A 17,277-nucleotide genomic window follows, 5' to 3' on the forward strand; every position below is an offset into this window, starting at 1 on the left:
ACGTGGCTGTCGATGTTCCGGGCAAGGGCGAACTCGCGGCGATCGCCCGTGGTTACGGGATGCATCTGGGCGACGAGGATCTGGCCTCGTTCGAGCCGCTGGTCGGCGGCCTGCTGTCGTCCCATGACGCGGTCGAGGAGCTGTACGCGGAGACCGCGCCCAAGGCGCCGGACGGCCGGTCCTGGAGCGAGCCGGCCGAGAACGCGCTGGGCGCCTGGACCGTCAGGACGGAGCTCCGCGAGGCCGAGGACGGCCCGCTGGCCGGCCGCACGGTGGCGGTGAAGGACAACATCGCCGTCGCCGGCGTGCCGATGATGAACGGTTCGCGCACTCTGGAGGGCTTCGTACCGAGCCGCGACGCGACCGTCGTGACCCGGCTGCTGGCCGCCGGGGCGACCATCACCGGCAAGGCGGTGTGCGAGGACCTGTGCTTCTCCGGGGCCAGCCACACCTCCGTGACCGGGCCCGTCCGCAACCCGTGGGACCCGGAACGGACGTCCGGCGGGTCGTCCAGCGGCAGCGCGGCGCTGGTCGCGGCCGGGGACGTGGATCTGGCGCTGGGCGGCGACCAGGGCGGATCGATCCGGATCCCCAGCGCGTTCTGCGGCGTGGTCGGCCACAAGCCCACGCACGGCCTCGTCCCGTACACCGGGGCGTTCCCGATCGAGTTCACGCTCGACCACCTCGGGCCGATCACCCGCACCGTGGAGGACGCGGCGCTGCTGCTCGGCGTCCTGGCGGGACGGGACGGCTGGGACCCGCGCCAGCCGGCCGACCTGCGCACGCAGGACTACCTCGGCGCGCTGACCGGAGACGTGTCCGGGCTCCGGGCGGCGGTGGTCAGCGAGGGCTTCGGCATTCCCGGCCTCTCCGACCCCGGCGTCGACCAGGCCGTCCGCGCGGCGGCGGACCGCCTGAGCGAGGCGGGGATGCGGGTCGAAGAGATCAGCATCCCCTGGCACCGGCACGCGATGCACGTCTGGAACGTCATCGCGACGGACGGCGCCACCGTGCAGATGGTCGACGGCAACGGCTACGGCTACAACTGGGACGGCCTGTACGACCCGGAGCTGATGGCCTTCTACGGCAGGCAGCGCCGCGAGGTGGCCGACCAGTGGTCGGAGACCGTCAAGCTGGTCGCCCTGGGCGGCCGGTACTCGCTGGACCACCATCACGGGCGCCACTACGCCATGGCGCGCAACCTGGCCTTCGAGGTGCGCCGCCACTACGACGAGGCGCTGGCCTCCTTCGACGTGCTCCTCATGCCGACCCTCCCCATCGTCGCGACACCGCTGGTCGCGCCGTCGGAGCCGCGGGAGACCTCCATCGCCCGCGCCCTGGAGATGATCCCCAACACCGCGCCGTTCGACGTCAGCGGCCACCCGGCCACCAGCGTCCCGGCCGGTCTGTCCGGCGGCCTCCCCGTCGGGCTGATGATCGTCGGCGGCCGCTTCCAGGACGCGACCTGCCTCCGCGTCGCCCACGCCTACGAGTCGCTGGCCGGCGGCTTCCCCGCCCCTCCGGAGGGCGCGCGTCCCGTCGCCGGCCCGGCGGCCGGGTAGCCCGTCCACCGGGGGCCGCGCCATGCCGGACGTCACGCTCGTCAAGATCACACGGCGGGTGGGCCTGCTGGGCGCCGGACTGAACGCGGGCGTCGCCGTCACCGTGCTGTTCCTCGAACTGGCGCTGCGGCGCCTGGACGGCCCGGAGTACGTCGCCGTCAGGCAGGCCGAGTTCGGCGTCTTCACCTCGTTCGTCGGCGCGGTCTTCGTCCCCACGTTCGTCGCCGTGGCCGCGCTGGCGGTCCAGGCGCGCAGGGGACGCGGCCCCGCGCCGCGGCCGGCGCTGGTCGCGTTCGTCCTGCTGTCGCTGAGCCTGCTGGTCACCCTGGCCGTCAACGGGCCGATCAACGTCGAGCAGCTCGGCTGGAACGCGGCGGCGCCCCCGGCGGACTGGGCGGATGTGCGCGACCTCTGGCAGATCGCCCATGCCGCCCGGACGGTCATGATCGTGGCGGCGTTCGGCTGTCTCGTCGAGGCGGTGTAGCCGGCCGGCGGGTGGCCGCGTCCCGGCGCGTCGAGTGCCGCCGTGCTGGCCGGGTAGGCGTCGTCCATGACGGAATTCGCGCCGGTCAGCGGGCCCTCCGGCGCTGACGGCCGCTCGACGGGCACCGCGCGCGGCAGGGCGGCGCTGTCGGCCGGGGCGCTGGGGGTGGTGTACGGGGACATCGGCACCAGCCCCCTGTACGCGCTGCAGACGGTCTTCTCCATCGAGCACGGCGCCGTCCGCCCCACCGGCGAGGACGTCTACGGCGTGATCTCCATGGTGTTCTGGTCGATCACCCTGGTGGTCTCGATCAAGTACGTCCTCTTCGTCCTGCGCGCCGACAACGAGGGCGAGGGCGGGGTGATGGCGCTCGCCGCCCTGGCGCGCAGGACCCTGCACGACGCGCGCGGACGCGGGACCGTGGCGGTCGTGCTCGGGGTGCTCGGCGCCTCCCTGTTCTACGGCGACAGCATGATCACCCCGGCCATCTCGGTGCTGTCGGCGGTGGAGGGCCTCCAGGTGTCCACGCCCGCCCTGTCGCACCTGGTCCTCCCGGTCTCGGTGACGATCCTCACCGTGCTGTTCCTGGTCCAGCGCTGGGGCACGCACCGGGTGGGGAACCTGTTCGGGCCGGTGATGCTGCTCTGGTTCGCCGCGCTGGCGGCCGGCGGAGTGGCCGAGGTGACGCGGCGGCCGGGCATCCTGGCCGGGCTGTCGCCCACGTACGCGATCACCTTCGCCGCCGGGCACCCCTACGTCGCGTTCATCGCGATGGGCGCCGTGGTGCTGGTGATCACCGGTGCCGAGGCCCTGTACGCGGACCTGGGCCATTTCGGGCTCCGCCCGATCCGGCGCGCCTGGTTCTGGGTGGTGTTCCCCGCGCTGACGCTGAACTACCTCGGGCAGGGCGCGCTGCTGCTGCGCGACCCCGCCAACACCGCCAACCCGTTCTACCTGCTGTTCCCCGGCTGGGCGCGGCTGCCCATGGTGATCCTCGCGACCGCCGCGACGGTGATCGCCTCGCAGGCGGTGATCACCGGGGCGTTCTCGGTGTCGGGCCAGGCCCTGAAGCTGGGCCTGCTGCCCTACCTGCGCATCCGGCACACCTCTCAGCAGGAGGCCGGGCAGGTGTACGTGCCCGCCGTCAACTGGATCCTGTTCATCGCCGTGCTCGTGCTGATGATGGGCTTCCGCTCGCCGGAGCGGCTGGCGACGGCCTACGGCGTCGCCGTCACCGGCACCTTCCTGATCACCACGTCGCTGCTGCTGGTGGTGGCCCGGATGCGGTGGCGCTGGCCCGCGTGGAAGGTGGCCGGGGCCGCCGTCGTCATCGGCGGAGCGGAGATCACCTTCTTCACGGCGAACCTGACCAAGGTCGGGCACGGCGGCTGGCTGCCGCTGGCGGTCGCGGTGGTGGTGTTCACGGTCATGCGGACCTGGAAACGCGGCCACGAGATCGTCACCGCCCGCCGCACCGCCAAGGAGGGCCCGCTCTCGGACTTCATCGAGGACCTGCACAGGACCGGGGCGCTCCGGGTCCCCGGCACGGCGGTGTTCCTCCACCACGGCAAGGACACCACTCCGCTGGCCCTGCGCGCCAACCTGGAGCACAACCACGTCCTGCACGAGCACGTGGTCATCCTCTCGGCCGCCTCGAAACACGTCCCGCAGGTTCCGGACGAGGAACGCCTCACCGTCGACAACCTCCGCTACCGCGCCGACGGCATCGTCCACCTCACCGCCCGGTACGGCTTCAAGGAGCCGCATGACATCCCGGCGGCGCTGCGGCTGGCCGCGGCGTCCCGGGCGGTGCGCCATGACATCGAGCTCGACATCGACCCCGACGGGGCCTCGTACTTCCTGTCGCACATCACGTTGCGCGTCACCAAGGCCCCCGGCATGAGCGGGTGGCGCAAGAAGCTGTTCTTCGCGCTGGCGCGCAACGCGGCCAGCCCGGCCGAGCACTTCCACCTGCCCGAGACCCGGACCGTGGTGGTGGGCGCCCAGATCGACGTCTGACGGCGGCGCCCGCCGCGCGGTCAGGGGGTGACGAGGACCTTGATCGCTCCCGTTTCGGCGGGGTGGCCGAAGACCTCGTACGCCTCGCGGAAGTCGTCGAAGCCGAAGCGGTCGGTGATGAAGCGTCCGGCATCCAGCCGCCTGCCCGCGATAAGGCGGAGCAGCATGGGGATGGTGTAGGTGTCCACCAGGCCGGTGGTGATCGTGATGTTCCGCATCCACTGCTCCTCAAGGTGCAGCGTCGCGGGCTTGCCGTGCACGCCGATGTTGGCGACCCGGCCGCCGGGACGGATCAGCGCGACCGCCAGCTCGAACGTCTCCGCGCGTCCCACCGCCTCGATCGCCACATCGGCGCCGAGCCCCTCCGTCGCCTCCATGACGATGTCACGCGGGTCCCGCCGCCCGTTGTTGACGGTGATGTCGGCGCCGAACCGCTCGGCGGTCCCCAGCCGGGCGTCGGCCAGGTCGAGGGCGATGATGTGGGAGGGGTTGAGCATCCGCGCGGTCATGATGGCCGCCAGCCCGATGGGACCGGCGCCGATCACGACGACCGTGTCACCGGAGCCCACGCCGCCGTTCAGCACCCCCACCTCGTAGCCGGTCGGCACGATGTCGGAGAGCATCAGCACGTCCTCGATGGGCATGTCGCCCGGCACCGGGTGGACGGAGGTGTCGGCGAACGGCACCCGGACGTACTCGGCATGGGTGCCGTCGATCTTGTGGCCGAGGATCCAGCCGCCGCCGCCGACGCACTGGCCGTAGCGCCCCTCGCGGCAGAACCGGCATGTCCCGCAGGAGGCGATGCAGGACACCAGGACCTGGGCGCCCGGCTGGATCATCCGGACCTCCGAGCCGACCGACTCGACCGTGCCGACGGCCTCGTGCCCCAGGATCCGCCCGTCGGTCACATCGGGCATGTCCCCCTTGAGGATGTGCAGTTCCGTACCGCAGATCGACACGGCGTCGACACGGACCACCGCGTCGCGCTCGTCGACGATCTCCGGCTCGGGCACCTCCTCCAAGGAGGGGACTCCGGGACCGTGATAGACCATCGCCCGCATCAGTAGCCCTCCTCGGCCGCTCCGGTGGCTGCGTCACCTTCCAGCCTGGTCGGCCGCGGGACGGAGGTGACAGGGCGGCCGCCGTGGCTGTGCCGACTGATGACCCATCCCAGAAGTCCCCTTTCGCTCCCTTTGGGGCTCGCGGGGCGCGGCCGTCCGCCAGGGTTCCCGGGGCGCGGAGGGTCAAGATCGCCGCGACGGCCGCCCCCCGGGGTGTAGGTTTGCCAACAGGCTTTTCGGTGGAAAGCAAGCGTTCGGGAACGTAGCGGCCGGAGGGGTAATGGCGACGGACGAGGTGCCTCCAATCGACCTGAAGACGGACATCGCGCACCCGGCGCGCGTGTACGACTACTGGCTCGGCGGGAAGGACAACTTCGCCGCCGACCGCGAGGTCGCCGAACGCGCGCTGGCCGTGGCACCCGAACTGCCGCGCAGCGCCCGCTCCAACCGCCGGTTCCTCAAGCGCGCGGTGGAGCTGGCGGCCGGTGAGGGCGTCCGGCAGTTCCTCGACATCGGCTCGGGCCTGCCCACGGCCGAGAACACGCACCAGATCGCGCAGCGCACGTCGCCCGGGGCCCGCGTGGTGTACGTGGACAACGACCCGATCGTGCGCGTCCACGGCGAGGCCCTGCTGGCGAGCGACGCCACGACCACGGTCGTGCAGGGCGATGTGCGCCGCCCCGAGGAGATCCTGTCCCACCCCCAGGTGACCGCGCTCATCGACTTCACCCAGCCGCTGGCCCTGCTGCTGCTCGGCGTGCTGCACTTCGTGCCGGACGACGAGGACCCGTACGGTCTGATGGCCCGGCTGCGGGACGCCATGGTGCCCGGCAGCTACCTGATCTTCTCGCACATCACCGGCGACGCCGATCCCGACAAGGGCCGCGAGCTCCAGGAGGCGATCAACCGGGAGGCGCGCGCGACCATCCGCACCCGCGAGGAGGTCGCGCGGTTCTTCGACGGCTTCGAGATCGTGGAACCGGGCATCGTCCCGCCGGACCAGTGGCGCTCCGAAGGCCCCTCCGACCCGGACCGTTTCTGGCTCTGGACGGGCGTCGGCATCAAACGACCCGCCTGAGCCGGAAGGCACGCCCCACACCCGCCGCGACCGCCGGCTTCGTGCGGCAGTGCGGTGGCGCTCGCCGGAGTTGCCAGGAAGGTCGTGCCGCTGACATCACGCCTCCTCCGGGAAGGTGATCGGAGCGGGTCCGGGGTGCGGCGGCCCGAGTACGCCCTGGTCGGCGCGCTCTTCCCGGTGGCTCGCGAGTCGTGGCCGGCGTCGGCCGAAAGCGCGAAAGCCTTTTCGGTGCCCGTGACCGTGAGCTCGGCCGGTTCGGTCGTCAACGGGGCCGTCAGTCCCGGTCGTCCGGCGCGGCGCGGCGTGGCTGCGGCGCGGTGGAGTCGCGGACGACCAGGCGGCACGGCATGCGATGGACGCCGCTGCCGGCGCCGCCGTCGATGGCGGCGAACAACTGCTGGGCGGCGGCCCGGCCGAGGCGTTCGAGGTTCATGTCGACGGTGGTGAGCGGCGGCCGGGCCTCGGTGGCGAAGACGTCCCAGTTGTCGTAGCCGATGACCGCCAGGTCGTCGGGGACCCGGCGGCCGAGTTCGTGCGCGGCCTCGGCCACCCCGTAGGCGATCTGGTCGCTGCCGCAGAACACCGCGTCCACGTCGGGGACCCGGGCCAGCAGCAGCTCGGCGGCCTGCCGGCCCCAGCGCTGCGACCACGCGCCGTACAGCACCTCGCCACCGGCCAGCGGCAGGCCCGCCTCCTCCAGGGCGGCGCGCATCCCGGCGGCGCGGTCCCGCGCGGCCAGGTAGTCGAGCGGGCCTGTGACGTGCGCGATGTGCGTGCGGCCCAGGGTGAGCAAGTGGTTGATGGCCAACCCGGCGCCGCCCACGTCATCGGGGACGAACGAGACGTCGTTCGGGTCGGTCGACGGGGCGTAGGCGTACACCACGGGGACCGGCAGGCCCTCGGTGATGGAGGGCCGCGGGTCGGTGCTCTCGCCGACGACGATGAGGCCGTCGACGCGCCGGGCGAGCAGGGTGCGGATGTAGTGCTGCTCGCGGATGGCGTCGCCGCGGCCGTCGCACAGCAGCACCGACATCTGGCCCGCGCCGAAGGCGTCCTCGGCGCCGAGCAGCACCGGCAGGCTGAAGCGGTCGACGCCGCCGGTGAGCAGGCCGACCGTCTGGGTGCGGCCCGACAGCAGGCCGCGCGCCAGGGCGTTGGGCTCGAAGCCGAGCTCCTGGGCGACCCGCAGCACCCGGGCGCGGGTCTCGGCGCGCACCTGCTCGCGCCCGTTGAGCGCCTTGGACGCCGTGGCGATCGACACCCCGGCGCGGGCGGCGACGTCGCTGATCGTGACCGGCCGCTTGTGGGCCACAGTGAAACCCTTTCATCTGCTGGGGGCTCGGGCTCCCGAAACGATCCGGAAACATTCCGTTGACAGGAGCCTTCTCTAGATCTATACCACTAAGAACCACCGAAAACCTTTTTCGGCGCGAGCGATCTGGCCGGACGGGGACCGCTCCGAGGAGGAGACGCCATGGAGTTCCAGTCGAGGCATTGCGGGGATCCTTCGGGCGGCGCTCGCCGCGGTGTCCGGCGTCCAGACGGACTCGGGTGAGCCGCGATGACCGGGAGTGCGGCCCCACCCGCGGAGAAGACGCGGGCGACCCGGACGGCGCGCGTACCGGACATGGCGCCCTCCACTCGGGTGGCACGGTTCCGCCGGTGGTCCCGGCTGGTCTTCCTGGTGCCGGCGGGCCTGTACGTACTGTTCGCCTTCGCGCTGCCCGTGGCCTACAACCTGCTTCTCAGCTTTCAGGAGACCTCGCCGGCCACGATCTCCACGCTGTTCGCGCCGTTCGCCGGGCCGGCCAACTACGAGTCCGTCCTGTCCAACCCGACCACGCAGAGCGTCATCGTACGGACGTTCCTGTTCACCGCGGGATCGCTGTTCTTCCAGTTCCTCATCGGGCTCGGCCTGGCGCTGCTGTTCAACCTGCGGTTCCCGCTGCGCCGGCTGGCCCGCTCCCTGGTGATCATTCCCTGGCTGCTGCCGCTCCTGATCACCGGGCTCACCTTCCAGTACCTGCTCCAACTGGAGGCCGGCGCGGTCAACCGGATCCTGCAGGCCCTCGGCGTCATCGACGAGCCGATCGGGTTCCTGCTCACCCCTGACTGGGCCTTCGTCAGCATCCTGGTGGCCAACATCTGGATCGGCATCCCGTTCTTCACCGTGCTGCTGTACAGCGCGCTGCAGGACGTGCCCGCCGAGCTCCAGGAGGCCGCCATGATCGACGGCGCGAACGCCTGGCAGCGGCTGATCCGGGTGACGCTCCCCATCATCCGACCGGTCATCGAGGTCGCGTTCGTGCTCGGGTTCGTCTTCACCGTCAAGGTGTTCGACGTGGTGATCGGGCTGACCCAGGGCGGCCCGGCCAACACCACGCAGATCCTGGCGACGTGGGCCTACAACCTGTCGTTCCAGCAGTACGACTACGGCGCGGGTGCGGCCCTCAACACCGTACTGCTGGTCATCGCCCTGCTGGCGGCGCCGATCTACATCTGGCTCAACCGGCAGTGGCTGCGCGGGGGGCTGTCATGAACCGGCGGCAGCGTCCGGTCACCACCGTGCTCGCGAGCATCGCCGCGCTGCTCTCCCTGGTGGTCGTGCTGTTCCCGCTGTACGCGGTGATCATCGCCTCGTTCCAGACCAACGAGCAGCTCATCGGCGCCCGGTTCAACTTCTGGCCACCGGACCCGACCCTCGACAACTACCGCGAGGTGATCGACGTCCAGGGCGGCCACGTCCTCAGCACGCTGCTGATCGCCGTGGGCACCGCGCTGCTGACCCTGGCCATCTCGCTTCCGGCGGCGCATCTGCTGGCCCGCTACCGGTTCCGGGTCACCGCGATCATCGTCGGCGGTCTGCTGGTGGCGCAGATCCTGCCGTCGATCGTCATCGCCAACTCGCTGTTCCTGCTGTACCACCGGCTGGACCTGCTGAACACCTATCCCGGGCTGATCCTGGCCGACGCCAGCTACGCGGTGCCGTTCGCCATCCTGGTGGTGCGCGCCTTCATGCTGGGGCTGCCGGCGGACGTTCTGCAGGCGGCCGAGGTCGACGGCGCCGGGGAATGGCGGACGTTCACCAGCATCGTGCTGCCGATGAGCCGGTCGGCGATCATCACGGTGGCGGTGTTCGCGTTCCTCAACGGCTGGGGCGACTTCATCTTCGCGCTGACGCTGCTGCCCGGCAGCAGCGAAATGGCCCCGATCACCCTCAGCATCCACAACTACTTCGGCCAGTTCGAGCAGAATCTCGGCGCCGCGATGGCGCTGGCCGTCATGGGCCTGCTGCCCGCCGCGATGCTGCTCATCGCCGCGCAGCGCTACATCGCGGCCGGCCTCACGCTCGGCTCGGTCAAGGGATGAACCCCAACCCCACTCCCACCCCGGAGGTTCGCATGGACAGAACGGCAACTCGATGCAGGAGGTTCGGGGTGGGCGCGGCCGTGGCGGCGCTGACCCTGGCGCTCGCCGCGTGCGGCGGCTCCGAATCGGGCGGGGACGGCAAGGTCACGCTGACCCTGCTGGACTACTACACGGCCGGCGGCGGGAAGACGGCCGTGGACGCCTACATCAGGACGTTCGAGTCGAAGCACCCGAACGTCGACGTCAGGCGGCAGAGCGTTCCGTTCGAGAACCTCATGCCCAAGGTGCTGCAGGCGGCCAGCGCCGGAGACATGCCCGACATCGTCATCATCGACAACCCGAACCTCCAGCAGGTCGCGGCCACCGGGCAGCTACGCGCCTTCGACGACCTGCCCGGCTACACCACGCAGGGGTACTACGAGGGCGCCATCAAGGAGTGCGAGTTCAAGGGCAGGCACTACTGCTATCCGGTGGGCTCCAACTCGGTCGGCCTCTTCTACAACAAGAAGATGCTCGACGACGCCGGCATCAAGCCGCCGACGACCTGGGCCGAGCTGACGGACGCGGCCGCGAGGCTGACGAAACCGCCCACCTACGGCATCGCGGTCTCCGCCCCGGCCGACGAGCAGTCCACCTGGCAACTGGAGCCGTTCGCGTGGAGCGGCGGGGGCGGCATGACCCAGGTGGACTCCCCGCCATGGGTCCAGGCCCTCCGGCTGTGGACCGGCTGGGCCGAGAAGGGCTACATGTCCAAGTCGGTGCTCCAGTGGGACCAGTCTCCCGAGCTGCCCCAGCAGTTCCTGCAGAAGAAGGCCGCCATGATGATCAACGGGCCGTGGATCTTCCCGTTGCTGAACGAGGCGGGCTGGAAGTACAACCAGGACTACGGCATCGCGAAGGTCCCGGTGCAGCGGCCGGGGCAGAAGGTCGTCGCCCCGCTCGGCGGTGAGACCTGGACGCTGGGCGACTCCGGCAACGGCGCGCAGAAGAAGTGGGCCTGGGAGTTCGTCAAGGGCACGCAGGAACCCGCGGTCATGCAACAGCTGACCAAGGAGATGTACATCGTGCCCACCAAGCCGGCCGTCACCGCCGAGTTCCTGAAGGGCGGCGAGGAGTACGCGGTGTTCGCCGAGCAGTCGCTGACCGCGCGGCCGCGCACCACCGAGTACGGCGCGAACTACCCGAAGGTGTCGCAGGCGGTCTGGACGGCGATCCAGGCGGCCCTCACCGGTACCAAGACGCCGGAGGAGGCGCTGAAGGAGGCACAACAGACGGTGGGGTCCGTACCGCGGCAGCAGGGCCAGTGACACCGATGCCTTCGGACACCGTTGAGCTCGCACCCATCGTCTGCTGTGTGGACGACGGCTTCGTCCGGCCTCTCTGCGTGCTGATGCAGTCGATCGCCACGGCGGAGCCCGGCGCGGCGGCGGACATCACGCTCCTGGTGATCCACCAGGGTCTCCAGGAGGAGAGCCGCACGGCGATCCGCTCGAACGCCGACCGGCTGGGAATATCGGTGGATCTTCGGCTCGTCCCGCCGCCGGACCCCAGGTATCCGGCGTTCCGTACCGGAAGTGACGCGACGTACACGCGGCTGGCCATTCCCGAGGTCATCCCGGACCACCGGGTCGTGCTCTACATGGACGTCGACATCATCCTTTTGCAGGATATTCGCCCACTGCTGGCAATGCCCCTCGACGGGGCGCCCTTCGGCGCCGTTCCCGACCCGACGAAACCCGTGCTCCGGCTCGGCCGGGCCCTGCCCGGATGGCAGGACCTGGGACTCAGCGGGGATCGCGAGTACTTCAACAACGGAGTGCTGCTGGTCGACATCGAGGAATGCCGCCGGCGGGATTTCTTCGCGACGGCGTCCCGCCTTCTGGTCGAGCGCCAGGACAATCTCCGGTACTGGGACCAGGACGCGATGAACCTGGCCGCCGACGAGGACTGGCTGCGGCTCGACCGCAAATGGAACACGTTCGCCTTCTCTCCCCTCGTGCAGCTCGGCGGGTACGTCCATCGAGGTGAGCCGGTGCTTCCGCTCGCCCGGTTGCTGGCCGAGGAGGAGACCGCCGCCGTCCTGCATTTCGCCGGACCCAGGAAACCCTGGATGTGCGACTATCCCGACAATCCACTACGAGATCGTTACCTTCGGCTCCTTCAAATGACCACCTAGATGTCCGTTACGGCGCTGGTACGTGTGCGACGTCCAACCGGGAGTGCTCCGTGAGTAAACCTGTGATTCCGAGCGGCGGGCGGCTGCGCCCGCTCGGCATCGACGAAGTGCGGCTGGCGCCGGGCTTCTGGGGAGACCGGCAAAGACTGAACGCCGATGTGATCCTCGAACACTGCCGGTCATGGGAGGAACGCCTCGGCTGGATCGACAACTTCCGCCGGCCGGACGCGCCGCACCGGGGCCGCGAATTCAGCGACTCGGAGATCTACAAACTGCTCGAGGGAATGATCTGGGAGGCGGGGCGCGAGCCCGATTCCGGCCTGAAAGCGCGGATCGACGAGCTCTCCGAGATCATCGCGGGGGCGCAGGAGCCCGACGGGTACCTGAACACCCGCTGGCGCGGGAACCGCTATGCCGACCTGGAGTGGGGCCACGAGCTGTACTGCTTCGGCCACCTCATCCAGGCCGGGGTGGCGTCGCTGCGCTCCCCGGGCCCCGGCCTGCTCGGGGAGGTCGCCATCCGCGCCGCCGATCACGTCTGCCGGGAGTTCGCGGACGGGGCCCGCGAGTCGGTGTGCGGACATCCGGTGATCGAGATGGCGCTGGTCGAGCTGTTCCGGGTGACGGGGGAGGAGCGGTACCTGGAGCAGGCCAGGCTGTTCGTGGAACGGCGCGGCCGGCCGGTGCTCGACGACATCCACCTCGGCCGCGCCTACTTCCAGGACGACATGCCGGTCCGGCAGGCCAGGGTGTTCCGCGGCCACGCCGTACGCGCCCTCTACCTGGCCTCGGGCGCCGTGGACGTCGCCGTGGAGACCGGCGACGAGGACCTGCTGGCCGCGATCATCGACCAGTGGGACCGTACGGTGGCCGCCCGCACCTACCTGACGGGAGGCATGGGGTCGCGGCACAGCGGCGAGATGTTCGGTGAGGACTGGGAGCTGCCGCCCGACCGCGCGTACTCCGAGACCTGCGCGGGCGTCGCGTCGGTCATGCTGTGCTGGCGGCTGCTGCTCGCGACCGGCGACCCGCGCTACGCCGACCTGGCCGAGCGCACCCTCTACAACGTGGTGGCCACCTCCCCGGCGGCGGACGGCCACGCGTTCTTCTACGCCAACCCGTTGCAGGTGCGGGTGCCGGGTCGGGTGCCCGATCCGGACGTGGTGAACCCGCGCGTGGAGGCGCCGCTGCGGGCGCCGTGGTTCAGCGTGTCGTGCTGCCCGAACAATTTGGCGCGCACGTTCTCCAGCCTCGGCGGCTACATCGCCACGCGCGACGACCATGGCGTCCAAGTGCAGCAGCTCGCCCCGTGCACGATCGAGACGACGCTGGAGGACGGGCGCCGGGTCGGGCTCCGCGTCGACACCGGCTATCCCTGGTCCGGTGAGGTGACCGTGCGGGTGGACGAGACGGACGGGGGGCCGTGGCGGCTGTCGGTGCGGATCCCGCCGTGGGCGGGCCGGACGGAGTCCTACCTGGTCGAGGAGCGCGACTGGCGTCCCGGCGACGAGATACGCCTCGACCTGCCCATGGAGCCGCGCTGGACCCGTCCCGACCCGCGCATCGACGCGGTCCGCGGGTGCGTGGCGGTCGAGCGCGGTCCGCTCGTCTACTGCGCCGAGTCCCTCGACGACGACCCGCCGCTGGCCGGGCTTCACGTCGACACGTCGGCGCCGCCACGGGAGCTGAGGGACGGCGACGGGCTCGGCCGCATCCTGCTCTCCGTCCCGGCACGGACGGTGTCCGGGGACGGTCCATGGCCCTACGGCGCGCCGCGTCCGGAAGCCCGTGCCCCCGGGGCGACGACGCTGGTCCCGTACCACATGTGGGGCAATCGCGGCCCCGCGACCATGCGCGTCTGGCTCCCGGAGGACACCCGGCTCCGGGAGGTCACCCGGCTTCGGGAGAACCGCGACGATGGATGACGAGGGACGGGTCGTGGTCCGGTTCGCGGCGCGGGTGCCGGACCCGGCCACCGGGCCGCTCACCTGGGGGCAGCGCTTCATCTGGGATGCCGCCGCCTCCCTGGCCCCGCACGACGAGCACATGAACCTCACGCTCGTCGTCCCGGTCCCGGCCGGGCCGACGGTCGGCGAGGTCGCGGGCGCGGTGACGGCGCTGGTCGAGAGGCACGCCTCGCTGCGTACCACCTATCCCCTCGGCGACGACCTGGAGCCCTACCAGGTCGAGCTGAGCGACGGTGAGCTGGAGCTCCGCATCAGCGAGATCCGTGCCGGCCCGGAACGCAGCGTGGAGGAACTGGCCGCGCGGCTGGCGGGCCGTTCGTTCGATCTGGCGAACGAGCTGCCCGTGCGCGCCGGCATCAGCGTCGAAGGCGGTGCGCCCCGGGCCGTCGTCCTGGCGTTCTCGCATATCGTGGCCGACGCGTGGGGAGGGCGGATCCTCCGTGCCGATCTGGAGAGGCTCCTGAGCGGCGGGGATCCCGGTGCGCCGCCGGAGCATCGGCCCATCGACCAGGCGGCGTTCGAGAACTCCGACCTCGGCCGGCGTATCGAGGCCAGGTCGCTCGACCATTGGCGATCCAGGCTGGAGAGGTTCCCGCGGACCATGTTCGCCACCCGTCCGAGAACGGACCCGGCTCCCCGCTACTGGCGCGGGGAACTGTCCTCGCCGGCCCTCGCCTTGGGAGTGGCGGCACTGATGAGGCGATACCGGATCTCCGCCAACTCCGTCGTCCTCGCCGCGCTCGCGCTGCACCTGGGGCATCTGGCGGACATCGACCGGTGCGCCGTGAAGGTGCAGGTCCGTAATCGGTGGGGGCCCGAACGGAACGACTCCGTCGAGATCTTCCTCCAGGAGGTCCCGGTCGTCTTCGACCTCGACCGGGGCTCGTTCGCGGTGACCGCGCGGGCCGTCCAGGACGAGGTGATCCGATCGGCCCGCCACGCGCGGTGCTCGCCGGTGAAGATCCGGGCGCTGCTGGACGACCTCGACACGCGGCGAGGCACCCGCACGGCCCTGGACACCATGATCAACACGATGGGGCTGCCGGTCGCCGCGCCGCCGCCGATCCCGGAACCCATCGAGGACCTGTCGGCCGCGCTCGCCGCGCTGCGCCCCGGCACCGCCTTCAGATGGACGGAGAAACGGGAGGTGGAGGGGGTCAGATGCCTGGTCATCTCCAACCTCCCGTTCGAGGACCGGATCTCGGTGCTGGCGGACACGGCCTGCCTACCGCCCGGCGATGTCCGCGCGCTCCTGTTCGGGATCGAGCGGCTGGTCGTCCACGTCGCCACGGCAGGCGACGAGCCGCGGGCCGCCATCGCCGAATCGGGACTCGTCCCGTTCCCCCGAGGACCGGAATGGCGCAGGCTGGGCGAGTCGTGGACCGACCTGGAGGCCACCGCGGCGATGGTCGCGGACCGGGCCGGGCTCGCCCGCGAGGCGGTGCACCTCGCGGTGGGCGACGAACTGGTCGCCTATCTGGCCGGGCCCGTGCCGAGGCGGGAGTTCGACCGCCTTCCGGAGCGGTGCTTCGCGGCCCTGGCGCAGGACGCGACCGTCGCCCTGCCGGACCGCTTCGTCCTGGTCGAACGGTTACCGCCACCCGTCCTCGGCGCCGACGGATGGCGCCGCCAGCCCGCCCTGGCCGTGGCCGCCCGGCGATGACGGCGACGTCCCGGACCGACCACCCGCCCACCGAAGAGACCCGCCGGAGAACCGGGAGGCGACCATGGCCGACCGCCATCAGATCGTCGACTCCGTGACCGGCCACCTGCGCGCGGCGCTGCCGGAGCTGGGTGACCTGGAGGTCGATGAGGACAAGGACCTGCGTGACTACCCGGGATTCGACTCCCTGATGATCCTGGAGGCCCTCGTCTGGCTGGAGACCGAGTTCGGGGTGGTCATCCCGGACGAGGAACTGAGTCTCGACCGTTTCTGCACGGTCGGCAAGATCGCCGATTACGCCGTCGAGCACCTGTAGCACCGGCCGGCACCGGCGGGAACCGCCGTGCCCGGAACACCGATCCCCGCCACCGCCACCAACGGGAGGCAACCATGAGCACTGGCGGCATCGCCGACGCCGTACGGCAGGGTCCCGGCGCGGCGGACGCGGCGGCCATCGTCAACAACGGACGCGTCTGGACCTTCCAGGCCCTGCTGGACGCCGCGGAGGCGCTGGCCGAACGGCTCACCGGGCCGGGTGTGCCGCACCGGCGGCCGGTGAACGCGGAGCTGTCGGACCCGGTCGCCACCGCCATGGCCACTCTGGGCTGTGACCTGGCCGGCCTTCCCATCGTCCACCGCGATCCCGCCATGCCGCAGTCGGCGCCCGGAGCCGTCACCCTGCACGACGGGAGGGCACGGACACCGGGCGCCGACGAACGGCGGCTCGCGGACACCGGCCTGTGGCTGCGGTGGGACGAGAGGGGCTCCGACGACGCGCCCGGCATGGCCGGCCTCCCCGGCCGGTCGCAGATCTTCCTCACCTCGGGCTCGACCGGAACGCCGACCGGGGTGGTCACGACCGCCACCGCGGTGCTCCTCAGCGCCCGCCGGATCGCGAGGTTCCTGGGGTACGGGCCGGACACCCCGGTGCTGACCTGCGCGCCGGTCTTCCATGGATACGGGTTCAGCACCGGCCTGCTGGCGCCCTTGCTGCGCGGAGCGCCGGTGTGGTTCTGCTCTCCGCGCTCGGTGCCCTCCCAACTGGACCGCGCGGCCCGTCACCACGGCGCGCACACGATGGTCGCGCTCCCGTCGCACTACAACCTGATCGCCGGGCTGCCAGAGGACGCCGCGCCCTCGCCCGGGGATACCAAGGGCCTCGCCGGGCTGCGCGGTTGCGTGTCGGGCGGAGCTCCGCTGCCGCCCGGCGCCGCCGCCCGGCTCCTGCGCCGGTACTCGTTCACGCTCTACAACGGCTACGGATCCAGCGAGGCCGGGATCATCGCGTTCAAGCCGGTCACCGGGGAGGACGACCCGGGAGACGTCGGCGTCCCGCTGCCGGGGATCTCCGTCAGGATCGACACGGCGGCGGAGACCGGGGACCCGGCGCCGGACGGAGAGGGCCGCGGCGGCACCACAGGGGAGCTGCTGCTGTCCTCGGACGGGATGGCGGCGGGCCGGATGGAACCCGGCGGGATGCGGCCGCTCGACCTGGACGACGGCTGGTACCGCACCGGCGACCTCGCCTCCATCGACCCGTCGAGCGGCGCGATCAGGCTGCTCGGCAGGGTCGACACGATGATCAACGTGGCGGGCGAGAAGGTCGGCCCCGCCGAGGTCGAACGGGTCCTGGCCGCTCACCCCGGCGTGCTGGACGTCCAGGTGCTGCCCGCCCCCGACCGGGTACGCGGCCAGGTGCCGGTGGCCCGGGTGGTGCTGCGGGACGCCGCCGCCGAAGGCTCCCTGATCGCCTGGTGCAGGGAGAGGCTGGCGCCGCATCAGGTGCCGGCGCGTATCGAACGCGTCGCGGCGATCCCCCGGTCGGCGACCGGGAAACCGCTGCGAGGACGGGTGCCGTCGTGAACGGGATCCCGCCGGCGTATGTGGTCGACCGCCCG

The 17,277-nt window shown here is 71.4% G+C and carries 14 protein-coding genes; 12 read left to right on the forward strand and 2 right to left on the reverse strand.

Annotated features, from left to right (window positions below):
* Window positions 1–2: 2 nt before the first annotated feature.
* The 3 genes from QSK21_RS15540 to QSK21_RS15550 all read left to right on the forward strand — a co-directional run bounded on the left by QSK21_RS15540 (window position 3) and on the right by QSK21_RS15550 (window position 4,065).
* A complete protein-coding gene (locus tag QSK21_RS15540; protein ID WP_285696501.1) occupies window positions 3–1,562 on the forward strand; it encodes an amidase in 1,560 nt (519 codons plus the stop codon).
* A 22-nt stretch (window positions 1,563–1,584) separates the two neighbouring features.
* Window positions 1,585–2,046 carry an anthrone oxygenase family protein gene (locus QSK21_RS15545; RefSeq protein ID WP_285696503.1) on the forward strand — a complete coding sequence of 154 codons (462 nt, stop codon included), beginning with the start codon at window positions 1,585–1,587 and terminating at the stop codon, window positions 2,044–2,046.
* 66 nt (window positions 2,047–2,112) lie between these two features.
* Window positions 2,113–4,065 (forward strand): potassium transporter Kup, encoded by a 1,953-nt coding sequence (locus QSK21_RS15550; RefSeq protein WP_285696504.1) that lies wholly within the window; start codon window positions 2,113–2,115, stop codon window positions 4,063–4,065.
* Window positions 4,066–4,085: 20 nt separating this feature from the next.
* On the opposite strand, the gene QSK21_RS15555 is transcribed toward QSK21_RS15550, so the two are convergent.
* Window positions 4,086–5,126, reverse strand: a complete 1,041-nt coding sequence (locus QSK21_RS15555) for a zinc-binding dehydrogenase (RefSeq protein ID WP_285696507.1) — start codon at window positions 5,124–5,126, stop codon at window positions 4,086–4,088.
* Window positions 5,127–5,406: 280 nt separating this feature from the next.
* Here QSK21_RS15555 and QSK21_RS15560 point away from each other — a divergent pair, with 280 nt between their 5' ends.
* Window positions 5,407–6,204: an SAM-dependent methyltransferase gene (locus QSK21_RS15560; protein WP_285696508.1), complete on the forward strand. Its 798-nt coding sequence runs from the start codon at window positions 5,407–5,409 to the stop codon at window positions 6,202–6,204.
* A gap of 274 nt (window positions 6,205–6,478) precedes the next feature.
* Here the strand turns inward: QSK21_RS15560 and QSK21_RS15565 are convergent, their stop codons facing one another.
* A complete protein-coding gene (locus QSK21_RS15565; protein ID WP_285696510.1) occupies window positions 6,479–7,516 on the reverse strand; it encodes a LacI family DNA-binding transcriptional regulator in 1,038 nt (345 codons plus the stop codon).
* A gap of 249 nt (window positions 7,517–7,765) precedes the next feature.
* Between QSK21_RS15565 and QSK21_RS15570 the strand changes: the two genes are divergently transcribed.
* The 8 genes from QSK21_RS15570 to QSK21_RS15605 all read left to right on the forward strand — a co-directional run bounded on the left by QSK21_RS15570 (window position 7,766) and on the right by QSK21_RS15605 (window position 17,242).
* Entirely contained in the window at window positions 7,766–8,743 is a 978-nt protein-coding gene (locus QSK21_RS15570; protein ID WP_285696511.1) for a carbohydrate ABC transporter permease, read from the forward strand.
* Complete coding sequence (locus tag QSK21_RS15575; RefSeq protein WP_285696513.1) at window positions 8,740–9,573, forward strand: carbohydrate ABC transporter permease; 834 nt, start codon at window positions 8,740–8,742, stop codon at window positions 9,571–9,573. Before QSK21_RS15570 ends, QSK21_RS15575 begins: the two co-directional genes overlap by 4 nt.
* 68 nt (window positions 9,574–9,641) lie before the next feature.
* A complete protein-coding gene (locus QSK21_RS15580) occupies window positions 9,642–10,880 on the forward strand; it encodes an ABC transporter substrate-binding protein (protein ID WP_285696514.1) in 1,239 nt (412 codons plus the stop codon).
* Window positions 10,881–10,885: 5 nt separating this feature from the next.
* Window positions 10,886–11,749 carry a glycosyltransferase family 8 protein gene (locus tag QSK21_RS15585; RefSeq protein ID WP_285696515.1) on the forward strand — a complete coding sequence of 288 codons (864 nt, stop codon included), beginning with the start codon at window positions 10,886–10,888 and terminating at the stop codon, window positions 11,747–11,749.
* Window positions 11,750–11,799: 50 nt separating this feature from the next.
* Entirely contained in the window at window positions 11,800–13,674 is a 1,875-nt protein-coding gene (locus tag QSK21_RS15590) for a glycoside hydrolase family 127 protein (RefSeq protein WP_285696516.1), read from the forward strand.
* On the forward strand, window positions 13,667–15,379 hold the full coding sequence (locus QSK21_RS15595) for a condensation domain-containing protein (RefSeq protein WP_285696517.1): 1,713 nt from the start codon (window positions 13,667–13,669) through the stop codon (window positions 15,377–15,379). The genes QSK21_RS15590 and QSK21_RS15595 overlap by 8 nt, the downstream gene beginning before the upstream one ends.
* A 64-nt stretch (window positions 15,380–15,443) precedes the next feature.
* The gene (locus QSK21_RS15600; protein ID WP_285696519.1) at window positions 15,444–15,695 is read left to right on the forward strand and encodes an acyl carrier protein; all 252 of its coding nucleotides are present in this window, start codon (window positions 15,444–15,446) and stop codon (window positions 15,693–15,695) included.
* Window positions 15,696–15,769: 74 nt separating this feature from the next.
* Window positions 15,770–17,242 (forward strand): class I adenylate-forming enzyme family protein, encoded by a 1,473-nt coding sequence (locus tag QSK21_RS15605; protein WP_285696520.1) that lies wholly within the window; start codon window positions 15,770–15,772, stop codon window positions 17,240–17,242.
* Window positions 17,243–17,277 lie beyond the last annotated feature (35 nt).

Source organism: Actinomadura sp. NBRC 104412, assembly GCF_030269515.1.
In the GTDB taxonomy this organism is placed as follows: Bacteria; Actinomycetota; Actinomycetes; order Streptosporangiales; family Streptosporangiaceae; genus Spirillospora.